This window comes from Deferribacterota bacterium (genome assembly GCA_034189185.1).
Lineage (GTDB): Bacteria > Chrysiogenota > Deferribacteres > Deferribacterales > UBA228 > UBA228.
In genome coordinates, this window is sequence record JAXHVM010000003.1 from 1 (window position 1) to 26,772 (window position 26,772).

The following is a 26,772-nucleotide window of genomic DNA, read 5'->3' on the forward strand; positions in this document are numbered from 1 at the left end:
AGGATATTTTTAGTAAAAAATTTGATTTAAATATAAAAAAGGATGAAAATATTGCAGATATGTTATTATTAAGTGGTAATGATGGCGTATCATTGGGTTCTATCTATGGAGGCTGCAATTATCTCACCTTTTACCCAATGAGCCCTGCTACATATATGGCAAATTTTTTTATAAATAATATGAAAGAATTTAATATTGTAGTAGAACAGTTTGAAGATGAGATCTCTGTTATAAATTCAGCAATCGGCGCTTCCTATGGTGGTGCTAGGTCAGCAGTAACTACATCTGGTGGTGGCTTTGCTTTAATGGAGGAAGCTATTAGTTTAAGTGGTATGGCTGAAATACCTATAGTTATACATTTAGCTCAAAGACCTGCACCTGCTACAGGACTACCAACAAGGACTGCTCAAGCAGACTTTGATTTGGCTCTTTACAGTGGCCATGGAGAATTTCCACGCATAATTTATGCGCCTGGCTCTACAGAGGAGGCTCTATATTTATCATCTAAGGCGTTTAATATGTCTCAAAAGTATCAAATACCGGTATTTATCCTAACTGATCAATATTTGATAGATACATATTATATAGTTGATAAAAAAGATATACAATTTGAAGAGCCAGTAAATTATTATGAAAAAGCTGATAAAGATTATAAGAGATATAAATTAACTGAAGATGGGGTTTCACCACTAGCAATACCAGGAGAAGGCGATGGTCTGGTTATTTGTAATGGCAATGAGCATGATGAGTATGGGGATACAACAGAAGAGTTATATTATAGTCAAAAAATGCAGGAAAAAAGGAATAAAAAGTTAGAAAAAATAGAAGAAGAAGCTGTTAAACCAACATTTATAGGAAGCAAAGATTACGATGTGCTTATTTATTGTTGGGGCTCTACTTTTGAGATTGTGAAAGAAGCTTTAGATGTAATAGATGACAAGAGAATTGCATGTCTTCATTATAGCCAAGTTTATCCTGTTGAAAAAACTTCCTTAGAATACTTTAAGAAAGCAAAATATATCGTTGGCATTGAACAAAATTATTATGGTCAGTTTGGAAATTATCTTGAAAGTAGGATGCATAAAAAGACTGATAAAAAAATATTGAAATACAACGGAAGGGTTTTTTATTTAGAAGAAATAGTAGAGGGGATTAAAAAATTTATGGGGGAAATATATGGCAACTAAATTATTTCAAAATGATAGGCCTCATACAAAGGATATTTCATGGTGCCCTGGCTGTGGAAATTTCCAGATTAGGCTGGCACTAATAGATGTATTAGAAGAGCTAAATTTTAAACCCAAAAATACTGTGATAATTACTGGTATTGGACAAGCTGCAAAAATGGTGCACTATTTAAATGCTAACGGATTTCATACGCTACACGGCAGAGCACTCCCTGTGGGAACAGGTCTTAAGCTAGCGAACCCTAACTTGAATGTGATTGTAATAGGCGGCGATGGTGATATGTATGCTGAGGGGATGGGTCATTTTATACATGCCATAAGAAGGAATGTAAATATAACTGTTTTAATACATAATAATCAAATCTATGGACTAACAAAGGGGCAAACCTCTCCTACCTCATTATTAGGAATGAAAACCTCTAGTAATCCTGAGGGTGTTATTGAAGCTCCTATAAACCCTTTAGCACTTGCTATATCCCTTGATTGCTCTTTTGTAGCTAGAACCTTTATTGGATATAAAGATGAAACAAAAAATATCTTAAAAGAGGCTATAACACATAAAGGTTTTTCAATGGTAGATATATTCCAACAATGCGTTACTTTTAATAAGCTAAATACATATAAATGGTATAAAGAAAATACTAAATTTTTAGGCGATATAAACAAAGAAGATAGGCTAGAGGCATATAAATATGCATTGTCTGAGGATCCCTTTTATGTTGGAATATTCTACAAGAAAGATAAGAAACCCTTAGATGAGCAAATTGAATGCTATAAAAAAACAAAATTGCCTCTTTACAAAAGGAATTTTGATAAAAGTAAATTAGAGAAGTTTATAGATAATAATTTTAAGATTTAGTTACTAAACATTTTTTATAATCACAGTGTTCATCTTCTTTGCAAAATTCTATGGTTGAGTGATTTATATTGTGATCATTTAGAACATCTCTAATCTTTTGTTTCAGTTCATTGGAATATGCTAAATTAAAATTTTTTTCTACTGTAATATGAAGAGAAAGAATATTATAATTACCATCTAGACTCCAGGTGTGTATATCGTGTATATCTTTAACGTTCTTAATTTTTAGGATATCCTCTTTTATATTATAAATGTTGATATCTTTAGGGGCTGATTGTAAGAATACATCAAATACCTCTTTCATATTCCTAAGGACCTTTGAAAGGATATATATAGAGATTATAATTGAGAAGAGGGGGTCTAAAAAATTTAGATTGCTATTTATTTTTAAAATTAAACCTATTAATATAGCAGCACTCCAACCTAATAGATCATCTAATAGGTGATATAAAGCCATCTTTTCGTTGAAAGATTTAGTGCGTAACAGCCTCAGAACAGCAACGCCATTGAAAATAAATCCTAAAATACCAAATATTAAAATAGATTTATAATCTAATCTAAAGTCAGTAAAAAACCTATTAACTGATTCGATTATTATATAAAATGTTGCCCCAATTAAAATAGATGCATTAATAAATGCACCTATTATCGAATATCTTTTAAACCCGTAGGTAAATTTATTATTAGGCGGTTTTTCTGATTTTTTTTCTAAATACCAGGATATACTCAAGCTTAGACTATCGCCTAAATCATGTATGCCGTTTGTTAATATTATCAAGCTATTGGCATATATACCACCAGAAATTTCAATAATTGCAAAAATTAAATTAACAATAAAAGAAAATCTTATATTATTAGATGAGTTATTATTTACATTATCTTTTTCCATAAATAATTACAAAAGTTATGAATATAAAAAATTTATAAACGTATTGTCATAACAACCTCATATTTTACTAGAAAATTATAAATAATTTAACTGTGTTAGACTATTATTTTTTCATTTCTTTATATAATTTATAGGTAAGTGTAGAATATGCCAAGCCTGGTCCACCTGCCATAGTAGTGGCCACATTTAACGTATCAATTATTTCTCCTTCAGTAACCCCATTTTCAATTAGATTTCTAAGATGTGCCCTAATACAATATTCACATCTACTAACTATAGCACAACCTAAGGCTATTAACTCTTTTGTTTTAGTATCTAGATTATTACTTTTAAAGGAATTTTGATTTTGCTGTATAAAGCTTCTAATATCTTCAGATTTAACAGCTAATTCAGTGATGTTTTGCATAAACTCTTTTTCATCCATCATGTTGACCTCCTAAATATTTATTTTAATAGCTCTACAACATGTTTTATTTTATAACTTTTTTTATATTGTGATGCAAGATCTATAATTTGTAATATACATGCAGGGCATGATGTGGCAACAATATCTGTGTTTACAAGATCTATATTATTTAATTTACGCTTTGCAATGTTAGTTGATAGATCGTAGTGTTGTAAGTTAAAAGTACCTCCTGAGCCACAACACCAATCAGCTTCGTTCATTTCTTTTAATGAATAGCCTGCTAGCTCTATTATTCTTCTTGGTTCAGTTGATACACCAAGAGATTTTTTAAGATGACAGGGGTCATGGTATGTTACAGTATATTCTTTATTATCTATATTTTCATAACTATTTATATTTAATACATTTACAAGAAAATCACTAATATCTATGGTTTTTGTAGCAAAGTTATTTATGAAAGCTCTTTCATTATTATTGAGTCTGTATGAAAACTTTGGCCACAGCTTTTTTATTGTATAGCTGCAAGTAGCACAAGAGGTAATTACATAATTAAATTCTTGATTTTCTAGTTGCTTAATTTGTTCTTTTAATAATTTTGTAAAAGTTTCAATATCACCACTGCTTAAAGCTGGTATACCACAACAAATAAGGTATTCTGGGATATATAAATCTATATTATACTTCTCTAACACCTCAACTGTTGTATGTCCAATAGAGGGAAGCAGCCAATCAATAACACAGCCATAAAAAAAGATGGCCTTAATTTTTTGATTATCCCTATTTTGGATAGATTGTTTTTTAACTAATTCATGGAAAGGAGTTTTGTTTATTTTTTTTATATGCCTGTCTTTTAACAGGGGCAAATATTTTATACATGAAGTGTCCAACAAAAGGTTTGCATCTCTTACAAATAAGTCTTGTATCTTACTACTAATATTTAGAAATCTGTTAAAACTATTAGGATTTGATAATATTTTTCTAAGTATAATTTTTTTATATGGGCTTAGTCCATTATATTCAGCTAGAATTATCCTTGCTTTTAAAAATATATCTAATGTATTTACTCCACTTGGGCAATAAGCTTCACAACTACCACAGGTAACACATCTATCTAATTTTTTGGATATTGTTTTTGTTTCAGTTATGATTTTATTGGCTAAGCCCTCTAAGGTAGCAATTTTACCCCTAGAATAATCTGTTTCATTAAATGTCAATGTATATAACGGACATACACTTTGACAAAAACCACATTTCATACATCTAATTAAATCATCCTCTAAGGATTTAACCAAGGAGACTAATTCTTCTATATCTTTCATTAAACTATCTTTAAAAACTTATCTGGATTTAATATATTCTTTGGATCAAACGTCTGTTTTAATCTATTAGAAAACTCAATAGTGCTTTCACCAGCCTCATATTTGAAATATTTTGATTTTGAGAAACCAATACCGTGTTCTCCTGAGAGGGTACCTTCTAATTCAATAGTTTTTAAAAATAACTCTTCTATAGCCTTATAAACCCTCTCCATTTCTTCTTTTTTTCTTTTATCTGTAAGAATTGTAGGGTGTAGATTGCCATCTCCAGCATGGCCAAATGTTCCAATTAAGATATCATATTTCTTTGATATCTCATTAATTATTTTAATCATATCGGGAATTCTACTTCTTTTTACAGTTGCATCTTCTAATATAACTGTTGGGCTTAACATTGAGAGTGCAGATAGGGCAACGCGTCTAGCATCCCATAATCTGTTTTTATCTTTTAAATTATTTGCTATTCTTACTTCCCCATCTTTCTTTTCACATATTTTTATTATTTTATCAAAATCTTTCTTTACAGCTTCTTCATAGAAACCATCAACCTCAATTAACAATATTGTTGCAGCATTTGTTGGAAGACCAATTTTTGCATATTTTTCAACAGCTTTAATTGTGAAATTATCAAGAAATTCTAAGGTAGCAGGTAAAATTTTATTTGCTATTATTTCAGAGACAGTTTCAGAAGCTTTTATAATATCTTTATATACAACCATCATTGTTTTGGAAAATGCAGGTTTTGGTAAAAGCTTTAGTATTATTTTAGTTATAATTCCAAGCGTCCCTTCAGAGCCAACCATTAATGATGACAGATTAAGGCCTGTTGCGCACTTAACTGTTTTTGAGCCACTTTTTATAAGGTTGCCTCCTGTATCATAGAATTCTAGCCCCATGACATAGTCCTTAGTGACACCATATTTTAAACCCCTTAATCCACCAGCATTTTCTGCAACGTTACCTCCTAATGTTGAAACATTTTGGCTTGCTGGATCAGGTGGGTAGAATAAATCGTATTTTTCCAATGTTTTTGATAGATTGGCTGTTACAACACCAGGTTCAACAACGGCATACATATCATCCTTATTTATTTCAAGTATTTGGTTTAGCTTGTTTGTAAGTATTACAGCTCCATTATTTATTGGTATTGTACCGCCACTTAGATTAGTTCCAGCCCCCCTTATTATTGTTGGTATCCCATCTTCATTTAATAAGCTTATAATTTTACCTATGTTATTAGTATTTTCTGGTTTTAAAATAATTTGAGGCATAGAAGGATTCTCAACAGCTGCATCATAAGAGTAGCTATATAGATCAACTGGATCTGTTAAAATATTGTTTTTACCTATCGATTTTGATAGCTCTTTAATTAAACTTTTGCTAATCATTGTTGTTTATTTATTATAAATTAAAAATAAATAAAATAAATAATTAAATTTAGTTTATTTTTAACATTTAAGATAGATATAATTTATATAATCTTGCTAATCAATTAAGGTGTAATCTATAATTTTATTAATTTCAATTGTTAGTATAAGATCAGCATTTTTCTTGTTATTAAGTATGTTATAATTGTTCTTTTTAAGTTCCTTTATTATTTCTTTTTTTAGATGTTTAAAGTTTTCAGCATTGATTTTTATTGATGGGTATATACTTTCTGTTTTATTGTTTTGTTGAGTCGTTTGAATAAAAAAAGAATAGAATTTCTTTTTTACTTTATTTTTATTAATATAGGTTAATTTTTCTTTTCTTTGTTTTTCAGTATTAGCCTTTTCTAATATTGCATTCCTATATTTATAAAGTAAACCTTTGGAATAAACATTAATTATTTTAGTATTTATTTTTTTATTATTTATATAAATTTTGCTTTTTATAAAATCTGATATATTTTTTGTAATCTCTTCATTGTCATTTTGACAAAAAATGATGTGCCTTTCAATTATTTTATAATCATCGTCGTTATTAGCAGCAAAAATATTTAAAGTTGAAAATAAAAATAAAATTAAAATAAATGAGTTTTTTTTGAGAAATAAATACATATATTACTTTTTATTAAATAATTCTTTTGATGGATTAACTTGTATATAAATTATATCTAATAGTTTATCAATGTGAATCAATACTTTTTTTAATGTTTCATTATTACTTTTTAATGATATAAAAGGGGCATTTTTAAATAGGTAGTATTCATTTACGCTTAATTTTTTAAATATTGTTTTAATTTTACGTTCTAACTTATCCCTTGATGGTGTGTTCTTCTTATAAATATAAGATATAGTATAACTTATTTTTTGATCTTTGTTGTTTATATATTTTTGATTGCTAATAAGGGGTATTTTTTTATTATTAATATTTATTATTTTAATTATATTAGAGCCCGAAACCTTAGCTTTATTTGTTGAGCTATAAATAAAGTCTAATTTAATAAAAAATATAAAAAGAATAAATATAAATAAGAAGGTTGATTTTTTATTAAATGACATAATATTTATATAATATTAATTTTGTTTAAAATCAATAAAAATTATATTACTAAAGGAGTAGGGTATGTCAACAATAACAAGGAGAAGGTTTTTAGCCTTATCAATAAAAAGTATTGTTATATCCAAATTTTTCATCTCTAATGTATATCCTTTAAATAATGGTGGCATACATAGTAATGGCATAAAATCTAATGTTGTAATGTTAGAAGGGCAGGGTTGTATTAATCATATAGATCGTGGAATAAACTCTATTGGAGGACTAACTAAATTCATAAATAAAGGAGATACAGTAGCTATTAAACCAAATATGTCTTTTGCAAAAGGCCCTGAATTTGCAGTAAATACAAACCCTGAGGTGGTTGGCAAGGTTGTAAAATTGTTATTTGCTGCAGGGGCTGATAAAGTTTATGTTATTGATAACACCTTAGCTGATATGAGAATGGCTTATCAAATTAGTGGTATAGCAAAAAAAGCAGTAGAATCAGGGGCTGAGGTAGTATTTCCATTAAGTAGATATTTTGAAGAAGCTCAAATAAATGGAAAATTTATTAAAAAGTGGGAGATCTTTAGATTTTTCCTAGAAGCAGATAAAATAATTAACATGCCTGTTGCCAAACACCACGGGAGTGCTCTATTAACGTCGGCTATGAAAAATTGGATTGGTGCAATTGGTGGCCAGAGGAATAAGGTGCACCAAAAGCTAGATACATCTATTTATGAATTAGCTTCTTTTTTTAAGCCAACGCTAAATATAGTTGATTGTACAAGGATTTTAACAAAAAATGGTCCATCCGGTGGTAGTCTAAATGATGTAAGGGTGCTAAATAAAATATTAATATCAACAGACCAGGTAGCAGTTGATACTATAGCAGCTGATTTGTTGGGTTTTAACTGTAGCAATATAGATTATCTGAGAATTGGCCATAATAATAAACTTGGAACAATGTATAAAAAAGATATATCTCTCTTGAAATTAAATGCATAAATATAGTCTCTATGTAAATATTAGAAGACTATCACAGCTAACTTTTTTAATCCTTTTCTTTTATTTAGCTATTGAAACTACAATAAATATTGATTTATTTTACAGCTCTCCACAATTAGATAAAAATATAAAATATTTTTTAGCTTTTGATCCTTTAGTTGCACTAATAGTTATTATAACAACAGGTACTATTTCAGCTGTATTTATCTATTCTTTTTTTCTATTTGTATTGACTATTATTTTTGGTAGGTTCTTTTGTGGTTTTATTTGCCCCTTTGGTACTCTACATCACTTTTTTTCATATATTGGCAGTAAATTTATAATAAAGCCTAAATATATTAATTATAAGTACAGTAAATGGCAAAATCTAAAATATTATATTTTATTTTCGCTTATTATTTTGGCTATTTTTAAAATAAATTTGATTGGTATTTTTGATCCCTTAACTTTTTTACTTAGAAGTTCAGTTTCTTTTATTATTCCATTTATTCAATCAGCTATTAATTATTTTGGCAAGTTACTGATATTGCTAGGGATGAGTGATTTTGGAAGGTATTTAGAAAGTGATATAGCTTTTGCTGTTTTTGGTAAAGAAAACATTTTTTTTGGGCAAACCTTTCTCATTGGCATAATTCTCATTACTCTGTTTATTATAGATCTTTTTGTATACAGATTTTATTGTAGATTTATTTGCCCATTAGGCGCTTTCTTAGCTATAATATCATCAAAATCCTTGTTAAATATAAAGCAAAAAGAGGGTTGCATTGCTTGTTATAAATGTGATAGAAGTTGTTTTGCCTCAAGCAATCCATCAAGTAGTGATAATTTTAAAAAATCAGAATGTATGCTACTTGGAAATTGTCTAAAAGAATGTCCCGTTAATGTTATGGGTTTTGATTTTTTATCAACTAGGAAAAGTAGCGTTGATGTTAATAAAAGATATCTTTTATCTACCGCTTGCCTGACAATTATATCCACATCCCTTTTTAGATATTCTTTTAATAGAGAAAGGATAAATCCTAAACTTATAAGACCCCCAGGTGCACTTGCAGAGTTAGACTTTTTGGCAAGGTGCTTAAGGTGTTCAGCATGTATAAAGGTATGTCCTCAAAATTTCTTACAGCCTTCTCTAATAGAGGGGAGATTAGAGGCTTTGTGGACTCCTATTGGTAGTGGGAGATTGGGCTATTGTGAGTATAACTGTAAATTGTGCTCTGAGGTATGTCCTACAGGTGCTATAAAGCAAATCACCCTTGAAGAGAAAAAGAAGATATCAATAGGAACAGCTTTTATAGATAAAAATAGGTGTTTACCCTATGCCTTTGATACTGAATGTGCAGTTTGCGAAGAAATGTGTCCAGTTTCACCTAAGGCAATATATTTTAAAGAGGAGCAGATTGTAACTAGGGATAATACAGAAAAGATAATAAAAAGACCTGTAGTTGACCCTGATAAGTGCACAGGTTGCGCCATATGCGAATTTAAATGTCCTATTGTTGACAAACCAGCAATCTATATAACTTCAATTGGCGAAGATAGATCAAAATATAACCAGTTTTTGTTTTAATTTTTCTAATTTATAAATAAATGTAGCTTATTTATTTATAAATAGGGATAATTTTTCAATTGTTTTATTTAATCTTTCTAATTTTGTGTTTAACTCATTAAACTTAGCTTTATCCTTTTCTATTACTGCACTTGGAGCATTTTCAAGATATTTTTTATTTTTTAATTTATTCCCATAAAGGTTGTAGTCTTTTAAAATCTTATCTTTTTCTTTAGTTAGCCTTTTTAATTCCATATCAATATTGATAACTCCTTTTAATGGTATAAATATTTGGAAATCTGGAGAGACTGAGGTTGCTGCATTTTTTTCATCTTTATTTGTAATATAAATATTATCTACTTTTGCTAATTCTTTAATAATGTTTATTTTGTCATTAACTATATTATTATATTTATCATTGTAATATTTAATATATGCATCTAGCTTAATTGAAGGTTTAATATTATATTCCCCTCTAATATTTCTTATCATTGTAATTATTTCAAATATTTTATTGGTGTATTCCTCTTCCTTGTCAAAAGTTTGGATGTTCTCAGGGTAGTTTTCTTTAAATATGCTCTCTTTTGTCCCTAATAAATTGTAAATATATTCAGTAATAAATGGCATTATTGGATGTAGCAAAATTAAAGATTTTTCTAATATGAAGGTTGCGACAGTTAAGGCTTCAGTTTTTTTAATATTCTTATAGATTCTATATTTTGTTATTTCAATATACCAGTCGCAATATGTATGCCAGAAGAAATTATAAATAGTCATAGCCGCCAAATCGAATTCATATTTTTTGATATAATCACTGAATTTTTTTGCCGTTTTAGAGAAGATAGAAATAATCCATTTATCCTCAATTTCTATAGAATTAATAAGATCCTTTATATCTTTATTCTCTATATTTTTATTCATCAGAACAAATCTTGATGCATTCCAAATTTTATTCATAAAATTTCTGTAGCCTTCTATGCGTTCCTCAGATAATTTTATGTCTCTGCCTTGTGCTGCTAAAGCAGTTAGTGTAAATCTTAAAGCATCTGAAGAATATTTCTCTATAACTGTTAATGGATCTATCACATTTCCTCTAGATTTACTCATCTTATTTCCTTCAATATCTCTAACTAATGCGTGTATATAGACATTACGAAAGGGTACTTTTTTTGTAAATTTTAATCCCATCATAATCATGCGTGCAACCCAAAAAAAGAGTATATCAAATCCTGTGACAAGGCAGTTTGTAGGATAAAACTTCTTAAATATAGGAGTATTTTCTGGCCATCCCATAGTTGAGAAAGGCCATAGTGCAGAGGAAAACCATGTATCTAGAACATCTAGATCTTGTTCTAGAGTATTTGAGCCACAATATGTGCATTTTGTTGGCTTTTCAACCTCTACATTTATTTTATTACAATTTTTACAATACCACACTGGTATTCTATGGCCCCACCATATTTGCCTTGAAATGCACCAATCCTTTATATTATACATCCACTCAAAATATGTTTTTTCCCAGTTATTTGGAATTATTTTTATTTGGCCTTTTTTTACGGCGTTTACTGCTTCTTCAGCTAACGGTTTCATTTTAACAAACCATTGCAGAGAAATTCGTGGCTCAATCTGAGTTCTACATCTATAACAATGTCCCACATTGTGTTCATAATCTGTTATTTTAGCAATTAGATTTTCCTTTTTTAGTTTCTCAACAATTTTTTTTCTTGCCTCAGTTCTGTATAGTGATTTAAACTCTCCACCGTTTTCGTTAATGTATCCCTCTTTATCAAATATGTTTATTTCCTTTAAACTATGGGTTTTTCCAATTTCAAAATCAACCGGATCGTGGGCAGGTGTTATTTTTAGCGCCCCTGTTCCAAAATCTTTATCAACCCGTTCATCTGCAATTATGGGAATTTTTCTTTTTATTATTGGAACTACTGCATAATCCCCAACATATGCTTTATATCTTTCATCTTTAGGATTTACTGCGATAGCTGTATCACCTAGTATTGTTTCTGGTCTAGTTGTTGCAATAACTAAATAATTATTATTGTTGGCTAGTTTATATTTAATATAATAAAGTTTTCCTTTTATTTCATGATATTCTACCTCTAGATCTGAGATAGCTGTTAAACACCTTGGACACCAATTAACCATATAGTTAGATCTATATATTAAGCCTTCTTTGAAAAGGTGAACAAATACTATTCGAACAGCTTTAGACAATCCTTCGTCCATAGTAAAGCGCTCTTTGCTCCAATCACATGCTACCCCTAGACGTTTTAATTGATTTAAAATAGTACCACCAGATTCTTCTTTCCATCTCCATACTTCTTCAATAAATTTTTCTCTGCCTATATCCTCTTTTTTTATACTTTTTTCTAATAATTTTCTCTCAACAACATTTTGTGTGGCAATTCCTGCATGGTCCATCCCTGGGATCCAGAGTGTTTCATATCCATTTAATTTATGAAATCTAATTAAAATATCTTGTAACGTCACATTAAGGGCATGACCCATATGAAGGGAACCTGTTATATTAGGGGGTGGTATTACAATGCTGTAGGGGGTTTTGTTAGTATTTGGATTAGTTTCAAAATAGTTATTTTTAAGCCACTTTTTATATATCTCCTCTTCATATTCTTTTGGGTTTATCTTTGTAGGTAGTTCTTTCATTCCAACTCCTTTTCATTGTTTTGATTTTCATCTAGAAAATCTTCATCCTCTATATTTATTTTATCAAAAACTTCCAGGCAAGATTGACATTCATAGTGATTAATTACCCACTTGGTATTATCCACTATTAATTCAGTAGAATCTAATTCTTCTATCAATTTTTTACCACAATAAGGACAGTATTTAGGTGTTAAAGTCATTTGTATAAACCTCAATTTTTCTCCTATTTGTTTCTAAAATATACAGATATATTTTATTTATACAATCAAATATCTCCTCTAAGTTAAATTTATTAGCCCATTCAATAAAGATTGTTGCATTATCAATAAACGCATATTCAAAAAAACCGATTTCTTCTAATTCAGCAATTGAGTCGATTCTATATAGATCGAAATGGTATATAGTTGTTAGCTTACATTTATATGTTTGTAATATATTGAAGGTTGGACTTGTTACACTGTTTTTTAAGCCAGCTAATTCTGCAAAGTGTTTTACCAGGGTGGTCTTACCGCTTCCCAACTCCCCATATAATAGATTTTTTTTATCTATTATTCTGTTAAATAACTTTGATACTATCTTTTTTGTATCCTCTATATTCTCGCTGATATAGTGTAATTTCATTTAGTATAACCCATAGATTATTAATTATATCTTTTGTTAATATAGTATTTTCATTATATTTACTACTTAAATATTTTGCAGTTTTACCCATTATAAAGGTTGAAAGGATAGCTGAATCTTTAAGAGAATACCCTTGGCTAATAAAACCAGCTATCATGCCTGTAAGACAGTCTCCAGATCCTCCTTTTGAAAGTGAAGGGCTTCCCTCTATATTTATATAACATGTGCCATCAGGTGTTGCAATTAAAGTATCTGCGCTTTTTAAAACTAAAATTAGTTGGTATCTTGTTGCAAAATCTTGGGCTAATTCTACTTTATTTGAAAGGATATTATCCTTTGTTTTTTTAATTAGCCTTGAGAATTCACCAATATGGGGGGTTAAAATAGCTCTATTTCTTAAATATCCGTCTTTCAATATCTCTTTATCTAGCAAATTTAAACCATCTGCATCAATTACCAATGGTTTATTGCTATTTTTAATTATTTCTTTTACAAAATTGCCAGTATTTTCATTTCTACCAATACCTGGCCCAATTGCAACAACACTTTTATCACTTATAAAGTTTATAACCTCTTGAGCTTCTTCTTTAGTGAAGTAATCTTTATTACCAACTGGGAAAGACATTTGTTCTATCAAAGTAGATTTAATTATTTTATTTAGTTTTTTTGGAATAACACATGTTGTCAATCCTGCACCAATTCTTGAGGCTGACATACTTGCAAGTATTGCAGCTCCTGTTTTACCGAGTGAGCCTCCAATGATAACGGTATGCCCAAAATGTCCTTTATGAGCATCTAACTCTCTTTTTTTGATTATTGGAAGATTATCTTTATCTATTAAAAATAAATTTGGAGTTGTTTTTGTAACGGCATTATCCGGTATGGATATATCAGTGACATATATTGTGCCACAATACTTTCTAGAGGGGTACATTGTGTGAACAATCTTTGGTCTACAAAAGGTTATTGTATAATCAGCATAGATATGTTCTCCTATAATGCTTGATGTGTTTCCTGATAGTCCACTTGGAATATCAATGGATATTATAGTTGCTTTGCTTTGATTGATTTTTTCTATAATAATTTTATAAAAGCCTTCAGCTGGTCTTGATAAACCAGTACCAAAAATTCCATCAAATATAATATCATATTCGAAAAAATTGACATTTGAAATGCTTGATTCATTAAGATGTATTAGCTTTGATGGTTGATGGGTTAAATATTTGTAATAATGTAGTGGATTACCTTTAAGTTCATCTTTTTTTGCTAATATATATATTGTTGTATTATAGCCATATTCTATTAAATATCTACTTAGAGCTAAACCATCCCCACCGTTATTTCCCTTTCCAATAATCAAGGCGATATTTTTATTTGTTGGAATTTCTAGTGATTGAAAAACTTGGAACAATGATTTTGCAGCATTTTCCATCAAAACAATTGAAGGCAATTCGAATTCCTCAATTGTGATTTTATCTGCTTGAGCCATTTGTTCGTTTGTTAAAATCTCCATAGAATAGCCTCCTTTATCTTTTTTTACTTTGAAATAAATCTTTTTTTCTTTGTAAATCTTATTCTAATTTGATTTATCTTATAATTAATTTAGATATTTTTAAACAGCAATTTTGGTGGTAGTTAAATATATAATTTTTCTGAATTGATCAAAAGAGGTATACCTATTTTAGTGTTAAATATTTTCTATATTTTCAGCTTTTTTTGCTTCATCTATCAACATTATTGGTATATCTTCTTTTATCTCATATAGGAGTTTACATTTTTCACAAACAACATAATCTTTGTTTTTAGACAATCTTATTTTACCTTTGCATTTAGGACAAACCAATATCTCCAACAAATCATTTGATATAGCCATTTTTAACCTCTTTTTATGTAATATATATAATTTATCCTATAGCAGAAATGGTGAAATTGCAATGTTTTATATATTATGTTATACTAAATTAACTGTTTTTAAGCTAATATTAAGGCTGTAATAATTGAAAAAACTATATTATTCATTGAGTGATTATTTAAAAGATAAATTTGGAGAAAAAGCATATAAGATATCAGTTGATGCAGGTTTTAGCTGTCCTAATAGGGATGGGTCAAAAGGGTATGGTGGATGTATTTATTGTAATAGTGATGCTTATGTTTTTACTAAAGGTGTTGATATAGAAACGCAGGTATTAAATGGTATAAAAAGGTTAAAAGAAAAGGGTATAAATAAATATATTATCTATTTCCAGGCAAATTCGAACACCTATGGGGATATTGATTTAATAAAGGAAAAAATCGAGTCATCTCTTATAGATAGTGGTATAGTTGGTATTTATATTGCAACAAGACCAGATGTTGTTAACAGTGAAAAACTGGATTATTTATCTTCGTTGAGTAAAGACTATGATCTCTTTTTAGAGTTAGGCTTACAGAGTATGCATAATAAAACCTTAAGATTTATAAATAGAGGGCATAGTTTGCTTGATTTTGAAAGGGCATACCTTGAGGCTAAGAAGAGGGGCATTAAAGTATGTGTACATATTATATTTGGTTTACCAAATGAGACTTATGAGATGATGTATGAAACAGTAAAGTATTTATCAAGTCTTAAAATAGATAGTATAAAATTTCATCATCTGCAGGTTGTTAAAGATACAAAATTAGCTGATTATTATAATGGCGGTGAGTTAATATTATTAAAAGAAGATGATTATATTGAACTTGTTTCACAATCGTTAACATTATTGCCAAAAAATGTAATAATATCTAGATTAGTTGGTGCATCTAATAGTGAATTATTGATATCCCCTAAATGGCCTATAAACACAACATCATTTTTAAATAAATTAAAAAAATTTATGTTAGAGAATAATCTATATCAGGGTAAGTATTATAAATGCTAATCTATTTTGAACCATCAATTCAGTTTATAGGTCACTTAATATCAGTTGTTGTTATTCTTATGATTCTATCAGGTAGAAGAGAAGCAAGGGCAACACTTTCCTGGCTTTTAATTGTTATAGTATTCCCTTATATTGGCGCTTTACTATATTTTATTTTTGGCTACCCAACAATAAAGATGATGGTGGATGTTAAACTTAAGAGAGACGTAAATATTGATATATACAGATATTATAATCAGTTAGAAGAATTTGAGAAGAATGAAAAGGGGCAAATGATTTTAAAGGTAACAAATTGTAGTCCCACATTATGTTCAAACTTTGAGATTTTTACAAGTGCCAGAGATAAATATAACCGACTTATTGATGATATAAAGAGGGCAAAATATTATATATTTCTTGAATACTATGTCTTTAGACAGGATGAAACTGGGAAATATTTTATAGATTTACTTGCTCGTAAAGCTTCAGAAGGAGTAAAGGTATATTTTTTATATGATGGTATTGGGGCTATGGGGCTTAGTATAAGGAGAGGGTTTTTGAGGCCTCTTGTTAAGGCCGGTGGTAAGGTTGGCGTATTTTTATCGCCCTTTAGTTTAAAGACATTCTTAAAACTAAATTTTAGAAATCATAGAAAAATAGCAATTGTAGATGGTGAGGTTTGTTATACTGGAGGGATGAATATAGGGAATGAATATATTGGCGAAGTCTTTAATCAGAGTAAATGGTATGATATTCATGCTCGTTTTTATGGGGATGCTGTCCATGAGGTTGAAGAGGTATTTGCAAGGGATTGGTATTTTTCTACTAATGAAAATTTGCAAGAACTTATAAGAAAACATGAACGTAAAGTTGGAGGTGATACTACTGTACAGGTTATTTCTTCGGGTCCAGACCAAAAGATACCACTTATCTATAATACATTATATACTGCTATATCCCTAGCAAAGGAGCGTATAGATATTATTACACCTTATTTAATTCCCGATCAGCCATTAATGGAACTCTTAAGGAATCTTGCTATGAGGGGAGTGAAAATAAGATTAATATTGCCAGGTTATAATAATCATCCTTTAGTTGCTTATGCCGGTAGATCATATTATGAGGATTTGTTAGAAGTTGGCATTGAGATATATGAAACAAAAGATGTTATGTTACACGCAAAGATTATCGTTATTGATAATGACTGGTGTACCTTGGGAACTGCCAATATGGATACGAGAAGTTTTATGTTAAATTTTGAATTGAATATTATTATCTATTCATATAATTTTGTTAAGAAAGTTGATGAGATAGTTCAAGATTATCTAGATGTATCAAAGAAAGTATATTATGAAGATTTTACAAAAAGGGCTTATATTAAAAGAATTTTCGAAGGTATTTGCAGAACAATTTCACCTGTATTATAATTTTTGATTGTATATAATACATATAATTATTATTTTAGAGATTGAAATAATTAATGCTTTTGTATAATAATAAAATAATTAAAAAAGGTATATATGAAAATATTAGTAACCAATGATGATGGGATTTATTCAGAGGGCATTTACTCATTATATAGTTCATTGAAGAGCATTGGAGAGGTATATGTAGTAGCACCAATAACTGAGCAATCTGCAGTTGGCCATGCTATTACAATAAACAATCCCTTAAAAATAAGCGAGGTTTATAGAAAAGATAAATATTTTGGCATAGGCGTTGATGGCACACCAGCAGATTGTGTTAAGTTGGCTTTTTCAGATATTATTAAGGATAAAATTGATTTAGTTGTTTCAGGCATTAATCATGGTGCAAATCTATGTAATAACATAATATATTCCGGTACAGTTTCAGCTGCTACAGAGGGGTCTATGTTAGGTGTGAAGTCTATAGCTATGAGTTTGGCCTCTATAGAATATACCGATTTTAGTATAGCGGCCTCCTTTGCAGCGTATTTTGCTGAATATATCTATAATATGGATATAGACAATAGTGTAACTTTTAATGTGAATGTTCCACCTCTAAAAAAAGATGAGATTAAAGGTTGGAAGTGGACTATTCAGGGAAAGACTAAATATCTTGATACTTTTGAAAAGAGATATGACCCAAAAGGAAATGTATATTATTGGATGGTTGGCGAACAAAATATTATTGTAAGCGATCCAAATGCTGATGATACTGCTGTAAGAGAAGGTTTTATAAGTGTAACACCTCTCCATTATGATATGTGTGATTATAAGGTATATGAACAGCTTCGAGAAAAAGAGGTTGGGCATTTTAATTTTTAAGTGGATGCCAACTAGGTTACTACTTTTTATATTATATTTTTGTATTTTACTTTATTTAAGGCCTTTATTTGCTGATATTAAAATACCAGATATATCTTTCTACGGAAAAGAGATAACAAATTATTATGTTGGGCCATCTTTTGCATCGATAAACTTAAAATATGATAAAAAAACAGATTTTGATACATATCTTAAAAAAATCAATATCGAAGCTGAATCATTAAAAGAAAGTAAATATACTTCTGAAAAGCCAGGATTGATGTTTTCAGGTAAGTTTCTCACAAATTTTTCTTCATTATTTGTCGGGGATAAAGCCTTTAGAAATTATATAGTAAAAAAGTTTTTAGAGAGAGATTACTTTGCTGTTATAAGTGGATTTGAAAATTATGGTGATAAATTACAAGATACCGAATATTATAATGAAGTTAAATTTTTATATGCATTTTCACTTAAAATGACAGGCAATACAAATCAAGCATTAAATTATTTAGAAGATTTATCAAAAAATAACGATGAATTTTCTTTGTATTCACAAGATGTGTTATTCTCATATCTATATGATATACACGATTATGATCGTATACTTTCAGTAAAAGAAGATATAGTTAGATTTTCCCCTTTTAGTGAATATATAGTTTTGAAGGTTTTGTTGGATAGAAATAGGTTTGATGAAATCATTGAGTTAGTGGACAAAAATACTCAGAATATCTCTAAAAATAATATCTTTAATAAGTTTAAAATAATAGCCTATTATTATAAAAAAGAATATAAGACTCTTTTAGATTATATAGATATTGCTGATAATGAGAGTATTTTTTTTATAATTGATGCAGCTATTAATATTGGTAAGATGGAATTAGCAAAGAATCTTATTGTTAATTTAAGTGATAGTGAAATGATTAACTATTTTAATGGTAGGATCGCAATAGCGGGTAATAATGTTACAAAGTTAGAAAGAAGTATAAACAGGCTGCAAGAAGATAGAAATAAGCTAAACTTAGTTTTTTTATATCTAGATAAATATTATCCAGAGATTGATCTAGCTTTTATGGATTCAGTTAATTTTAAAGATAGATCTTATAAAGATTATATTTATTTTTATTCAGGGTTATATCTACTAGAAAAAAATGACTATTTGAGTGCGTCAACATTTTTGCAGAGAATTGCCTTTAACCCTGCACTTGTATCAAACAGTTATTTTTATTTAGGTTATGCTTATGCTAATCAAGATATGGATAGGGCTATATACTATCTAACAAGATATTTAAATATGGAGTCGGCTCATGGTGAAAAACTAGCTGTTGCAAAATATTTGTTGGGCAATATCTATTTTATAAAAAATGATATCAATAAAACCTTAATTGTTATTAGTGACTGCAAGGAAGATTTTTGTTTAGATTTAAAAGCAAGAACTTATATATCAAAAAAGGACTATACTAAGATGTTAAAAATTATAGATGGTTTAGAGCCTGATAAGAGAGCATATTATAGGGCTGTATATTACTACAATACAAAAAAATATGATAAATCATTACAAATGTTAAAAAATATAGAAAAACCAACTGCTGAAAGTGATAAGCTCTTAATGTTGACATTTTTTAAACTGGATAAGAAAGATAGTGCTTTAGAGATATTTAGAAAATATAGGGAGCTTTCTGATTTTAGAAAAGAAGCGGTAAAATACCTGTTTTTATCTGGGGATTATAAAATGGTAATAGATATATCCAATAAAGATGATGATCCCTATATTAAGTTAATAAGAGCTAAATCATTATATTCTTTGAAAGAATATAATAGAGCTCTTTCCATATTTAATGAATTGTTAACTTATGAAAAATACCGCTATGATGTGATTTTTAGCATAATAAATATTTATGATAGATTATATAAAGATAAAGAATATATTGAAAAGAGTTTATCACTTATTAAAAGATATAATTTTGATAATAAGGATCTATTAGTGCTTCGATTAATAAATAGATCATTAGATGATAATGTTAACTTTACAATTGGATTGATCAATTATTTCTTAGATAATTTTAAGAATTCTGAGTATTTAAATGATGTTTATTTGGGAAGGGCAAAATTGTTTAATAAAATTGGGAAAAATGACGAGTGTATTGTTGATACAAATTATGTATTGGATATTGCTCCTAAAAATATAGATGCTTTATTTATACAAGCTACTTGTTATGAGGCTACAGAAAAGTTTGAAAGCGCAGTTGATAATTACAAAAAATTAATTGAATTAAATAATAATCCTTATACTGAAATTAGTTATAAAAAATTAATAGAGTATTCTAATGACAAAGATATAGTGTATGAAGCTTGTAATTATTTTAAAGAAAAAAATGATAGATTGTATACCAAGGGAATGATTAGGTATCTTGATTTAGTTAACATGGAAGAACTTCCAAAACATGTTGATTTTATTACAAAACTTAAAAAATATAAAGACCCTGATATTGCCGCTGCAGGGTATTATATATTTGGAAAATTATTAGAGGGTAAAAATGATTTAAAGACAGCAGCATCTAATTATCTAAATGGTTATTATTTAAAAGAGAGTAGCGAATTTTCAAAAAAAGCTTTAGAGAGGGCGTATAATATATATAAAAATTTAAATGATTTAGATAATGCCAAAAAAGTAAAAAAACTTATGAAAGGTGGTAAAAATGATTGAACTATTTAAAGCTGGCGGAGTAATAATGTATCCTATCGTTTTTTTATCTGTATTAGCACTTGCTATGTTTTTAGAGAGAATTATTTTTCTAAGGCCAAAAAGATATGTTCCCAAAGACTTTACAGATAAACTTTTGAAATTATTGAATGAGAAATCCTTTGATGAGGCAAAAATTTTATGTGATAACAATAAATCTGCAATATCAGTAATAGCCAAAGAAATTTTAAATAATGTAGATCTTCCTATTAGTAGATTATTAGAGGTAGCTGAGGAGACAGGGAGAACTGAAGGTAGGAGAATAGAAAAATATTTGCCTACCTTACAGATTATAGCTAATTTAGCCCCTCTTCTAGGTTTTTTTGGAACTGTCGTTGGTATGGTTAAGACTTTTATAGCAATATCTCAGCATGGAATGAGCAATGTACAACCATTAGCAGGTGGTATATCAGAAGCGTTATTAACAACTGCAGCGGGCCTGCCAGTTGCCATTATATCAATCATTTTTTATTATATTATTAAATTTAGATCTGAACAGGTTATTCATTTAATGGAAAAACAAACTTCTTATATAATAAATGCAATATTTAAAGGTGAATAAAATGAATTTTAAAGGTAAAGATGATAAGGGTAATGGATTTGAATTAAATCTAACACCTTTAATTGATATAGTTTTTTTGCTCTTAATATTTTTGATGTTGTCAGCAACAACTATGAAGTACACTTCATCTATTAAGGTTAATTTACCAAAAGCAACAAGCGATAAAGCTGCAACCAAGGATAATATAATTATAACAGTTGATAATAAAGATAGGATATATGTAGATGGAAAACCTATTGAGAGAGAGAGCTTGCCTTTAATCTTAGAAAATCTATGGAAGAAGAATAAAACAGCAAATTTAGTTATAGAAGCAGATAAAGATGCCACCCATGGTACTGTGGTGTATGTAATGGATCAATCAAGGAAGAGTGGATTTGAGAAGTTTACCATATCTGTATTGGAAGAATGAATGTAATCTTAAGATATTGCTTTTTGTTTGTAATATCAGCTATTATCCATATAATTATTCTATCATTTTTTAATTATGATCTAATTATAAATATAAAAAAAGAAAAAGAAATAGATGTGGTGATTAAAGAAAAGCCTAAGAAAAAGATTACAAGAAAAACTCGCGAAAAAATACCCTTTGAGAAAGAACTTAAAGAGGAGTTGAATATAGCTAGACCAAAGATTGAATTACCAGAGACGTTGTTAAGTAATAGAATAGAAATTACACCCTCTAAAATAGGTGTGCTACACTCTAAAGAGGTAAAAGTTGATGAGGGAAGCCTTTTTACTGCTATTGAAAAAGAAATAGAGAGTATAGAAAATAATAATATCAAAGAAATAAAAGACAATAAAACAAAAGAGGTTGTTAAAAACAGTTTTTTTGAAATAAAAGAGATGACTAACAGGGAGAGGAAGATTGTTTATATACCAGAGAAGAAAAGTGATTTTTCATTGCCAAGGAATACAGATTTAATTTTAGAATTTAATATAAATAAAGAAGGTGTCCCCTATAACATTTCTTTTGTTAATAGATCAGCTTATGAGATTGAAAAAATAGCATTAGATTTTGTAAAAAATATACGTTTTGCAGCAGTTGATTATGATAGTGTTGATAAGGTTAGGATAGTTTTACATTTTACAGTTAATTAATAGTATTGTTAAGGTGTTTTATGGATGAGCTAAAGGAAATAATAAAAAATAAGATTAAAAAAACTGGTAAAATAACTTTTAGAGATTTTATGGAAACAGCCCTTTACCATCCAAAATTAGGTTATTATCAAAAGGAAAATCCTTTTGGTATAACAGGTAGCTATTATACATCAGTGGATGCTTCCTTTGCATTTGGAAGATCTATTGCCAAAAGTTTAATATATGTAATAGACTATTTTAAGCTAAAACCACAATTAATAGAGATAGGTGCAGGTAGGGGTTTTTTAGCAAAGGATATATTGGATTTTATTAAAGATGTAGATAATAAGCTATATAATTCATTAACTTATATAATTGTTGAGAGAAGTGAGTATCTTATAGGCGTTCAAAGGGACGTTTTAAGTAATCACAAAGGTAGGGTATTATGGTGCAATTTAGATGATTTGCACGAGTTTGAGGGTGTAATTTTCTCCAATGAATTGATTGATGCATTTCCTGTTCATAGAGTAATTAATATTGATGGAGAATATAAAGAATTATATGTTGTAGATCATAATGATAAACTACAATTTTTTCCCGATAATTTATCAACTAGCGCATTAAAAGAATATTTAGAGTATTTAAGTATAAATCTAAAAAATAAACAGATTGCTGATATAAATTTAGATGCCCTAGCATTTTTAAAGAGACTTTCTTCACTAATTAGCAAGGGTTTTATTCTAACTATTGATTATGGTTTTTTAGCAAAGCAACTATATAGCTCTTTTAGAATGGATGGTACAGTAACGTGTTATTTTAAGCACACCCAAAATAATAATTTTTTTGAACGCATAGGTTATCAAGATATAACGGCCTTTGTTGATTTCTCAGCTTTGATTGAATACGGTAAATTATTTAATTTAGATTGCTTGGCATTTATGGAGCAGTGGAAATATCTTTTATTGAGTTCTATTTTAGAAGAAATAGAAAATGCTAAATCTGATTTAGAAAAAGCTTCTATAAAGTCTTTAATAATGCCAGATGTCGGTTTTGGATCAAATTTTCATGTATTAATGCAAGCTAAAAATTTAAAATGGGGTGAGGACTTTAAGTATTTGAGGTCTTCAGCAAACCTTTTCGATGATTTGTTGGGTAATTATATAAAATAAATTAAGATTTATTTTTAGTTGTTTTTATTTTATAGATATCTAAATATCTCGCTGTGATTATTAATTATATTATCATTAAGGGTTGTATTATTTTTATAAGAAATAAATGGAATAGAAGCTTTTTCTGCTGCTAATTCGTCAACTACCGAATCACCTATATATAAAGCATTATAATTTTGAATATTAAAGTACTTAAGTATTTTTATGAGTCCCTCAGGTGATGGTTTTGGCTCTTTTATATCATTAGATGTTACAATATAGTCAAAGAAAATGTGGATGTTGAAGTGAGTAAGTATTTTATAAACTGATATACCTCTATTAGTAAAAATAGAGAGTTTTATATTTTGATTCTTAAGTGTTTTCAATACCTTTATTAAATTGGGTTGTAGTTTCATATAGTTTATTAATTCATCAAAATTTTTCTTTCTAATAAATGACTTTATGTTCGAAATAATTTCAGAATCATCAGTCAAAAGATTTAGTGCATCATTTGTTGTAAGCATTAATATCTTCTCGACTAGCTTTTTATTGCTTTTATCAAATTTCTTTAGATTAAAATTTTCGCAGATTATATCATAAAATTTAAAAACCGCTTCTTTGCTATCAACAATAACCCCGTCAAAATCATAGATTAATAATTTTTTGTAAGTTCTTTTTGTCATAATGAAGTATTTTAATCTACATAATATTTTATTGAATATATAATTTCAATTATTTAATTATTACTTATATTTTTTATTAAGTTTTTTATTAAATAGTCGATATCTAAAATGAGGTGCTCATATGAATGATTTGGCAGTTGGCGGAATAATGAGCGGTTTAGATACAAATGCAATAGTTGACCAATTAGTTGCCAATGCAAAAAAACCTATTCAGAGATATCAAGAAGAACTTGATCTAAAAGGCTTAGAAAAAGAAACCTATCAGGAAATTAACGAGAGCTTAGGAATGCTAGAGACTGATGCAATTAGGCTTAATTTAGAGGGAACGTTTAATACTAAAATAGGAAAAAGCAATATGAGCTCCATCGTTGATGTTACAACTACTATGGATGCAGAAACTGGTATACATCAGGTAGAGGTTAAACAGTTAGCTGAAGGGGCAAAAGTTGAGGTGGAATTGAATATCTCGCCTGATGAGAAATTATCTTTAGCTTTGGATGGTTATGAAAGCGGAATTATTACGATTGAGGGTAAAAAAATTTATGTAAGCAATGATGATTCTTTAAATAGTCTCATTAATAAAATAAACAATTTAGATAGTGGATTAACTGCTAGGTATGATTCAAATACGAAAAAATTTATCATTGAATCTGACAATAAAGAAAAAATTACTATTGGTTCAAGTGATGATAGCAGTAATTTTTTTAAAGAGATTGGTTTGTTAGATAATATTAATGTAGAAACTAAAGTTGGTAGTGAGGGTAGGGATGCTATAGTAGTTGTTGATGGTAAAGAATATAGAAGTGATACAAACGAAATCAAGGATGTGTTAAAAGGTGTAACGTTAAATATTAAAGATGTAACAAGTAAACCAGTAGAGATAACTATAGAAAGTAGCGTTGATAAAACCATTGATGAGCTAGCAACCTTTATCAGTGATTACAATAAATTAGTGGAAAGATTACAATATAGAAGACTTACTGATAGTGAGAAGGAGAATTTAGAGCCTTTAAGTGAAAGTGATAGACAAAGTATGACTGATAGAGAAATTGATGAGTATACGGAGAGATGGGAGGAGCTAAATAAAAATGAAATTGTAAGAAAAAGTAATGAACTAGATATGTTATACAATGATATTAGAAATGCTTTAACTTTTGTCTATGATTCAAAAGACAATAGTATTAATACATTGCAGGATTTAGGGATAGAGTTTGTAAATAACAATGATTATAGTAAAAAACCCTATTTAGTCACAGATTCTACGGATAAAGAAGTTATAAAAGAAGAACTAGAATTAAATACTAAGTTGGTAGATGCTTTAGAGAATAACAGCAGAGAGGTTTATAATTTTTTTGCAGGTAGTTCACAAGATGATAAAGGATTAGCAGATGTTCTTAATGATGTGATAGATAAGTATAATTCAACAACAGGTATTATTGCTAATAAAATTAAAACAGGTGGTGCAATAGATAGAGAAATCGAGGATATTTCAAAAAAGATGGAACAACAACAACGCTTAGTTGATCAAGAGTTAAACCGCCTTTGGAAACAATTTTCTGTTATGGAAGAACAAATTGGAGAAATGCAGTCTCAGAGTGCATATATAAATAATATGATAAGTAGCATGAATTCAGCAACTGCAGCATAATATTATAATTATGAGAGGATAGATTATGGAAAATAGGAATCTACGTAAATATTTTGAAAATGAGATTTTAAGCTCACCAAAAGAAAGGTTAGTTTTACTTATTTATGATAAGCTTTTAAAAACATTAAATTTAGCTTCATCTTATATTGAAAAAAAAGATGTAGCTGCCACCCATGAGCAATTGATAAAATCCCAAGAAATAATATATGTGTTAATAAAGCATTTGAATATGGAGGCAGGGGATATATCAAAAAATTTATATCAATTATATGAATACTCCCTTTGGAAATTAAAGCAAGCTAACATTAAAAAAGATCATGTAGAAGATGTGAAAGAGGTGATTAATATATTTAGGGAGCTTAAAAGTGCTTGGGAGAAAGCTATTAGTATAAATACAGTGGATGGACAGAATAAGGAGAATAAGAAAATTAGCTACTCAGTTTAGATGGATAAAGTTTATCATGATTTGTTAAATATATATAAAGAGCTAAAGGCACATTCTGATAAGCTCTATAATATAGAAGATAATCAGAAATTAATTGAAACAGTAAATTATTACAAAAATTACTTTAACCAGTTTATCCAGATAATAGATGATAACAAGAAATCTTTAGATAATAAATGTTATGAAATTATAAATTTAGCCTTAGATTTAAATAAGCATATTGAAAAATTATTAGAGCATAAAAAAACTTTATTAAATGATGAGATTAAGAAGAAGGGTACAAAAAGCAACATTATTAAAAGCTATTACGGCACTAAAAAAAGGAAAAGTTTTTTTGATAAAAAAATGTAAA

27 protein-coding genes are annotated in these 26,772 nt (G+C 28.6%); 15 read left to right on the forward strand and 12 right to left on the reverse strand.

What is annotated here, in order from left to right; genetic code table 11:
• The coding region (locus SVN78_00400; GenBank protein MDY6820064.1) for a 2-oxoacid:acceptor oxidoreductase subunit alpha at positions 1 to 1,187 on the forward strand (1,187 nt) is incomplete at its 5' end.
• Entirely contained in the window at positions 1,177 to 2,046 is an 870-nt protein-coding gene (locus tag SVN78_00405; GenBank protein MDY6820065.1) for a thiamine pyrophosphate-dependent enzyme, read from the forward strand. The genes SVN78_00400 and SVN78_00405, both read left to right, overlap by 11 nt.
• Here SVN78_00405 and SVN78_00410 read toward each other — a convergent pair.
• From SVN78_00410 to SVN78_00435, 6 genes are all read right to left on the reverse strand, one after another.
• Positions 2,036 to 2,935 carry a cation diffusion facilitator family transporter gene (locus SVN78_00410; protein ID MDY6820066.1) on the reverse strand — a complete coding sequence of 300 codons (900 nt, stop codon included), beginning with the start codon at positions 2,933 to 2,935 and terminating at the stop codon, positions 2,036 to 2,038. The two genes, SVN78_00405 and SVN78_00410, sit on opposite strands and share 11 nt — an antisense overlap.
• Before the next feature lie 103 nt (positions 2,936 to 3,038).
• Positions 3,039 to 3,362, reverse strand: a complete 324-nt coding sequence (locus tag SVN78_00415) for a carboxymuconolactone decarboxylase family protein (protein MDY6820067.1) — start codon at positions 3,360 to 3,362, stop codon at positions 3,039 to 3,041.
• A 17-nt stretch (positions 3,363 to 3,379) separates the two neighbouring features.
• Positions 3,380 to 4,660 (reverse strand): (Fe-S)-binding protein, encoded by a 1,281-nt coding sequence (locus SVN78_00420; GenBank protein ID MDY6820068.1) that lies wholly within the window; start codon positions 4,658 to 4,660, stop codon positions 3,380 to 3,382.
• Positions 4,660 to 6,045, reverse strand: coding sequence for an FAD-linked oxidase C-terminal domain-containing protein (locus tag SVN78_00425; GenBank protein MDY6820069.1), 1,386 nt, complete (start codon positions 6,043 to 6,045; stop codon positions 4,660 to 4,662). The genes SVN78_00420 and SVN78_00425 overlap by 1 nt, the downstream gene beginning before the upstream one ends.
• A gap of 96 nt (positions 6,046 to 6,141) precedes the next feature.
• The gene (locus SVN78_00430; GenBank protein ID MDY6820070.1) at positions 6,142 to 6,696 is read right to left on the reverse strand and encodes a hypothetical protein; all 555 of its coding nucleotides are present in this window, start codon (positions 6,694 to 6,696) and stop codon (positions 6,142 to 6,144) included.
• A gap of 3 nt (positions 6,697 to 6,699) precedes the next feature.
• Positions 6,700 to 7,140, reverse strand: a complete 441-nt coding sequence (locus SVN78_00435; GenBank protein ID MDY6820071.1) for a hypothetical protein — start codon at positions 7,138 to 7,140, stop codon at positions 6,700 to 6,702.
• Between the two features lie 64 nt (positions 7,141 to 7,204).
• On the opposite strand from SVN78_00435, the gene SVN78_00440 reads away from it, so the two are divergent.
• Both SVN78_00440 and SVN78_00445 read left to right on the forward strand, forming a co-directional pair.
• On the forward strand, positions 7,205 to 8,125 hold the full coding sequence (locus SVN78_00440) for a DUF362 domain-containing protein (GenBank protein ID MDY6820072.1): 921 nt from the start codon (positions 7,205 to 7,207) through the stop codon (positions 8,123 to 8,125).
• Positions 8,118 to 9,692, forward strand: coding sequence for a 4Fe-4S binding protein (locus SVN78_00445; protein MDY6820073.1), 1,575 nt, complete (start codon positions 8,118 to 8,120; stop codon positions 9,690 to 9,692). Before SVN78_00440 ends, SVN78_00445 begins: the two co-directional genes overlap by 8 nt.
• A gap of 27 nt (positions 9,693 to 9,719) precedes the next feature.
• Here SVN78_00445 and SVN78_00450 read toward each other — a convergent pair whose 3' ends face one another.
• The 5 genes from SVN78_00450 to SVN78_00470 all read right to left on the reverse strand — a co-directional run bounded on the left by SVN78_00450 (position 9,720) and on the right by SVN78_00470 (position 14,844).
• Positions 9,720 to 12,350, reverse strand: a complete 2,631-nt coding sequence (locus SVN78_00450) for a valine--tRNA ligase (GenBank protein MDY6820074.1) — start codon at positions 12,348 to 12,350, stop codon at positions 9,720 to 9,722.
• The gene (locus SVN78_00455) at positions 12,347 to 12,550 is read right to left on the reverse strand and encodes a hypothetical protein (GenBank protein MDY6820075.1); all 204 of its coding nucleotides are present in this window, start codon (positions 12,548 to 12,550) and stop codon (positions 12,347 to 12,349) included. The genes SVN78_00450 and SVN78_00455 overlap by 4 nt, the downstream gene beginning before the upstream one ends.
• Complete coding sequence (gene tsaE, locus SVN78_00460) at positions 12,534 to 12,971, reverse strand: tRNA (adenosine(37)-N6)-threonylcarbamoyltransferase complex ATPase subunit type 1 TsaE (protein ID MDY6820076.1); 438 nt, start codon at positions 12,969 to 12,971, stop codon at positions 12,534 to 12,536. The genes SVN78_00455 and tsaE overlap by 17 nt, the downstream gene beginning before the upstream one ends.
• A complete protein-coding gene (locus SVN78_00465; GenBank protein ID MDY6820077.1) occupies positions 12,907 to 14,484 on the reverse strand; it encodes an NAD(P)H-hydrate dehydratase in 1,578 nt (525 codons plus the stop codon). Before SVN78_00465 ends, tsaE begins: the two co-directional genes overlap by 65 nt.
• A gap of 174 nt (positions 14,485 to 14,658) precedes the next feature.
• Positions 14,659 to 14,844, reverse strand: a complete 186-nt coding sequence (locus tag SVN78_00470) for a Trm112 family protein (GenBank protein MDY6820078.1) — start codon at positions 14,842 to 14,844, stop codon at positions 14,659 to 14,661.
• A 124-nt stretch (positions 14,845 to 14,968) separates the two neighbouring features.
• On the opposite strand from SVN78_00470, the gene SVN78_00475 reads away from it, so the two are divergent.
• The 8 genes from SVN78_00475 to SVN78_00510 all read left to right on the forward strand — a co-directional run bounded on the left by SVN78_00475 (position 14,969) and on the right by SVN78_00510 (position 23,665).
• Positions 14,969 to 15,871: a TIGR01212 family radical SAM protein gene (locus SVN78_00475; GenBank protein ID MDY6820079.1), complete on the forward strand. Its 903-nt coding sequence runs from the start codon at positions 14,969 to 14,971 to the stop codon at positions 15,869 to 15,871.
• Complete coding sequence (gene cls / locus SVN78_00480; protein ID MDY6820080.1) at positions 15,865 to 17,277, forward strand: cardiolipin synthase; 1,413 nt, start codon at positions 15,865 to 15,867, stop codon at positions 17,275 to 17,277. The genes SVN78_00475 and cls overlap by 7 nt, the downstream gene beginning before the upstream one ends.
• 93 nt (positions 17,278 to 17,370) lie before the next feature.
• On the forward strand, positions 17,371 to 18,138 hold the full coding sequence (gene surE, locus SVN78_00485) for a 5'/3'-nucleotidase SurE (protein MDY6820081.1): 768 nt from the start codon (positions 17,371 to 17,373) through the stop codon (positions 18,136 to 18,138).
• A 4-nt stretch (positions 18,139 to 18,142) separates the two neighbouring features.
• Positions 18,143 to 20,821 carry a tetratricopeptide repeat protein gene (locus SVN78_00490; protein MDY6820082.1) on the forward strand — a complete coding sequence of 893 codons (2,679 nt, stop codon included), beginning with the start codon at positions 18,143 to 18,145 and terminating at the stop codon, positions 20,819 to 20,821.
• Positions 20,814 to 21,419 (forward strand): MotA/TolQ/ExbB proton channel family protein, encoded by a 606-nt coding sequence (locus SVN78_00495; GenBank protein MDY6820083.1) that lies wholly within the window; start codon positions 20,814 to 20,816, stop codon positions 21,417 to 21,419. The genes SVN78_00490 and SVN78_00495 overlap by 8 nt, the downstream gene beginning before the upstream one ends.
• A gap of 1 nt (position 21,420) precedes the next feature.
• The gene (locus tag SVN78_00500) at positions 21,421 to 21,828 is read left to right on the forward strand and encodes a biopolymer transporter ExbD (protein ID MDY6820084.1); all 408 of its coding nucleotides are present in this window, start codon (positions 21,421 to 21,423) and stop codon (positions 21,826 to 21,828) included.
• A complete protein-coding gene (locus SVN78_00505) occupies positions 21,825 to 22,517 on the forward strand; it encodes a hypothetical protein (GenBank protein MDY6820085.1) in 693 nt (230 codons plus the stop codon). Before SVN78_00500 ends, SVN78_00505 begins: the two co-directional genes overlap by 4 nt.
• Before the next feature lie 20 nt (positions 22,518 to 22,537).
• The gene (locus SVN78_00510; GenBank protein ID MDY6820086.1) at positions 22,538 to 23,665 is read left to right on the forward strand and encodes an SAM-dependent methyltransferase; all 1,128 of its coding nucleotides are present in this window, start codon (positions 22,538 to 22,540) and stop codon (positions 23,663 to 23,665) included.
• Positions 23,666 to 23,694: 29 nt separating this feature from the next.
• On the opposite strand, the gene SVN78_00515 is transcribed toward SVN78_00510, so the two are convergent.
• A complete protein-coding gene (locus tag SVN78_00515) occupies positions 23,695 to 24,327 on the reverse strand; it encodes an HAD-IA family hydrolase (GenBank protein ID MDY6820087.1) in 633 nt (210 codons plus the stop codon).
• 121 nt (positions 24,328 to 24,448) lie between these two features.
• Here SVN78_00515 and fliD point away from each other — a divergent pair, with 121 nt between their 5' ends.
• From fliD to SVN78_00530, 3 genes are read left to right on the forward strand one after another with little or no spacing between them, the layout of a single operon-like run.
• Entirely contained in the window at positions 24,449 to 25,975 is a 1,527-nt protein-coding gene (gene fliD, locus SVN78_00520) for a flagellar filament capping protein FliD (GenBank protein MDY6820088.1), read from the forward strand.
• 25 nt (positions 25,976 to 26,000) lie between these two features.
• A complete protein-coding gene (gene fliS / locus SVN78_00525) occupies positions 26,001 to 26,420 on the forward strand; it encodes a flagellar export chaperone FliS (GenBank protein ID MDY6820089.1) in 420 nt (139 codons plus the stop codon).
• The gene (locus SVN78_00530) at positions 26,421 to 26,771 is read left to right on the forward strand and encodes a hypothetical protein (protein MDY6820090.1); all 351 of its coding nucleotides are present in this window, start codon (positions 26,421 to 26,423) and stop codon (positions 26,769 to 26,771) included.
• Position 26,772: the final 1 nt, after the last annotated feature.

Coding starts and splice junctions, on each gene's coding strand:
- tsaE (MDY6820076.1), bottom strand. CDS start 12,971: ATGAAATTACACTATATCAGCGAGAATATAGAGGATACAAAAAAGATA.
- SVN78_00470 (MDY6820078.1), bottom strand. CDS start 14,844: ATGGCTATATCAAATGATTTGTTGGAGATATTGGTTTGTCCTAAATGC.
- SVN78_00435 (MDY6820071.1), bottom strand. CDS start 7,140: ATGTCATTTAATAAAAAATCAACCTTCTTATTTATATTTATTCTTTTT.
- cls (MDY6820080.1), top strand. CDS start 15,865: ATGCTAATCTATTTTGAACCATCAATTCAGTTTATAGGTCACTTAATA.
- SVN78_00510 (MDY6820086.1), top strand. CDS start 22,538: ATGGATGAGCTAAAGGAAATAATAAAAAATAAGATTAAAAAAACTGGT.
- SVN78_00505 (MDY6820085.1), top strand. CDS start 21,825: ATGAATGTAATCTTAAGATATTGCTTTTTGTTTGTAATATCAGCTATT.
- SVN78_00405 (MDY6820065.1), top strand. CDS start 1,177: ATGGCAACTAAATTATTTCAAAATGATAGGCCTCATACAAAGGATATT.
- SVN78_00500 (MDY6820084.1), top strand. CDS start 21,421: ATGAATTTTAAAGGTAAAGATGATAAGGGTAATGGATTTGAATTAAAT.
- SVN78_00455 (MDY6820075.1), bottom strand. CDS start 12,550: ATGACTTTAACACCTAAATACTGTCCTTATTGTGGTAAAAAATTGATA.
- SVN78_00490 (MDY6820082.1), top strand. CDS start 18,143: ATGCCAACTAGGTTACTACTTTTTATATTATATTTTTGTATTTTACTT.
- SVN78_00530 (MDY6820090.1), top strand. CDS start 26,421: ATGGATAAAGTTTATCATGATTTGTTAAATATATATAAAGAGCTAAAG.
- SVN78_00410 (MDY6820066.1), bottom strand. CDS start 2,935: ATGGAAAAAGATAATGTAAATAATAACTCATCTAATAATATAAGATTT.
- SVN78_00450 (MDY6820074.1), bottom strand. CDS start 12,350: ATGAAAGAACTACCTACAAAGATAAACCCAAAAGAATATGAAGAGGAG.
- SVN78_00430 (MDY6820070.1), bottom strand. CDS start 6,696: ATGTATTTATTTCTCAAAAAAAACTCATTTATTTTAATTTTATTTTTA.
- SVN78_00425 (MDY6820069.1), bottom strand. CDS start 6,045: ATGATTAGCAAAAGTTTAATTAAAGAGCTATCAAAATCGATAGGTAAA.
- SVN78_00495 (MDY6820083.1), top strand. CDS start 20,814: ATGATTGAACTATTTAAAGCTGGCGGAGTAATAATGTATCCTATCGTT.
- SVN78_00440 (MDY6820072.1), top strand. CDS start 7,205: ATGTCAACAATAACAAGGAGAAGGTTTTTAGCCTTATCAATAAAAAGT.
- SVN78_00465 (MDY6820077.1), bottom strand. CDS start 14,484: ATGGAGATTTTAACAAACGAACAAATGGCTCAAGCAGATAAAATCACA.
- SVN78_00420 (MDY6820068.1), bottom strand. CDS start 4,660: ATGAAAGATATAGAAGAATTAGTCTCCTTGGTTAAATCCTTAGAGGAT.
- SVN78_00515 (MDY6820087.1), bottom strand. CDS start 24,327: ATGACAAAAAGAACTTACAAAAAATTATTAATCTATGATTTTGACGGG.
- surE (MDY6820081.1), top strand. CDS start 17,371: ATGAAAATATTAGTAACCAATGATGATGGGATTTATTCAGAGGGCATT.
- fliS (MDY6820089.1), top strand. CDS start 26,001: ATGGAAAATAGGAATCTACGTAAATATTTTGAAAATGAGATTTTAAGC.
- fliD (MDY6820088.1), top strand. CDS start 24,449: ATGAATGATTTGGCAGTTGGCGGAATAATGAGCGGTTTAGATACAAAT.
- SVN78_00445 (MDY6820073.1), top strand. CDS start 8,118: ATGCATAAATATAGTCTCTATGTAAATATTAGAAGACTATCACAGCTA.
- SVN78_00415 (MDY6820067.1), bottom strand. CDS start 3,362: ATGATGGATGAAAAAGAGTTTATGCAAAACATCACTGAATTAGCTGTT.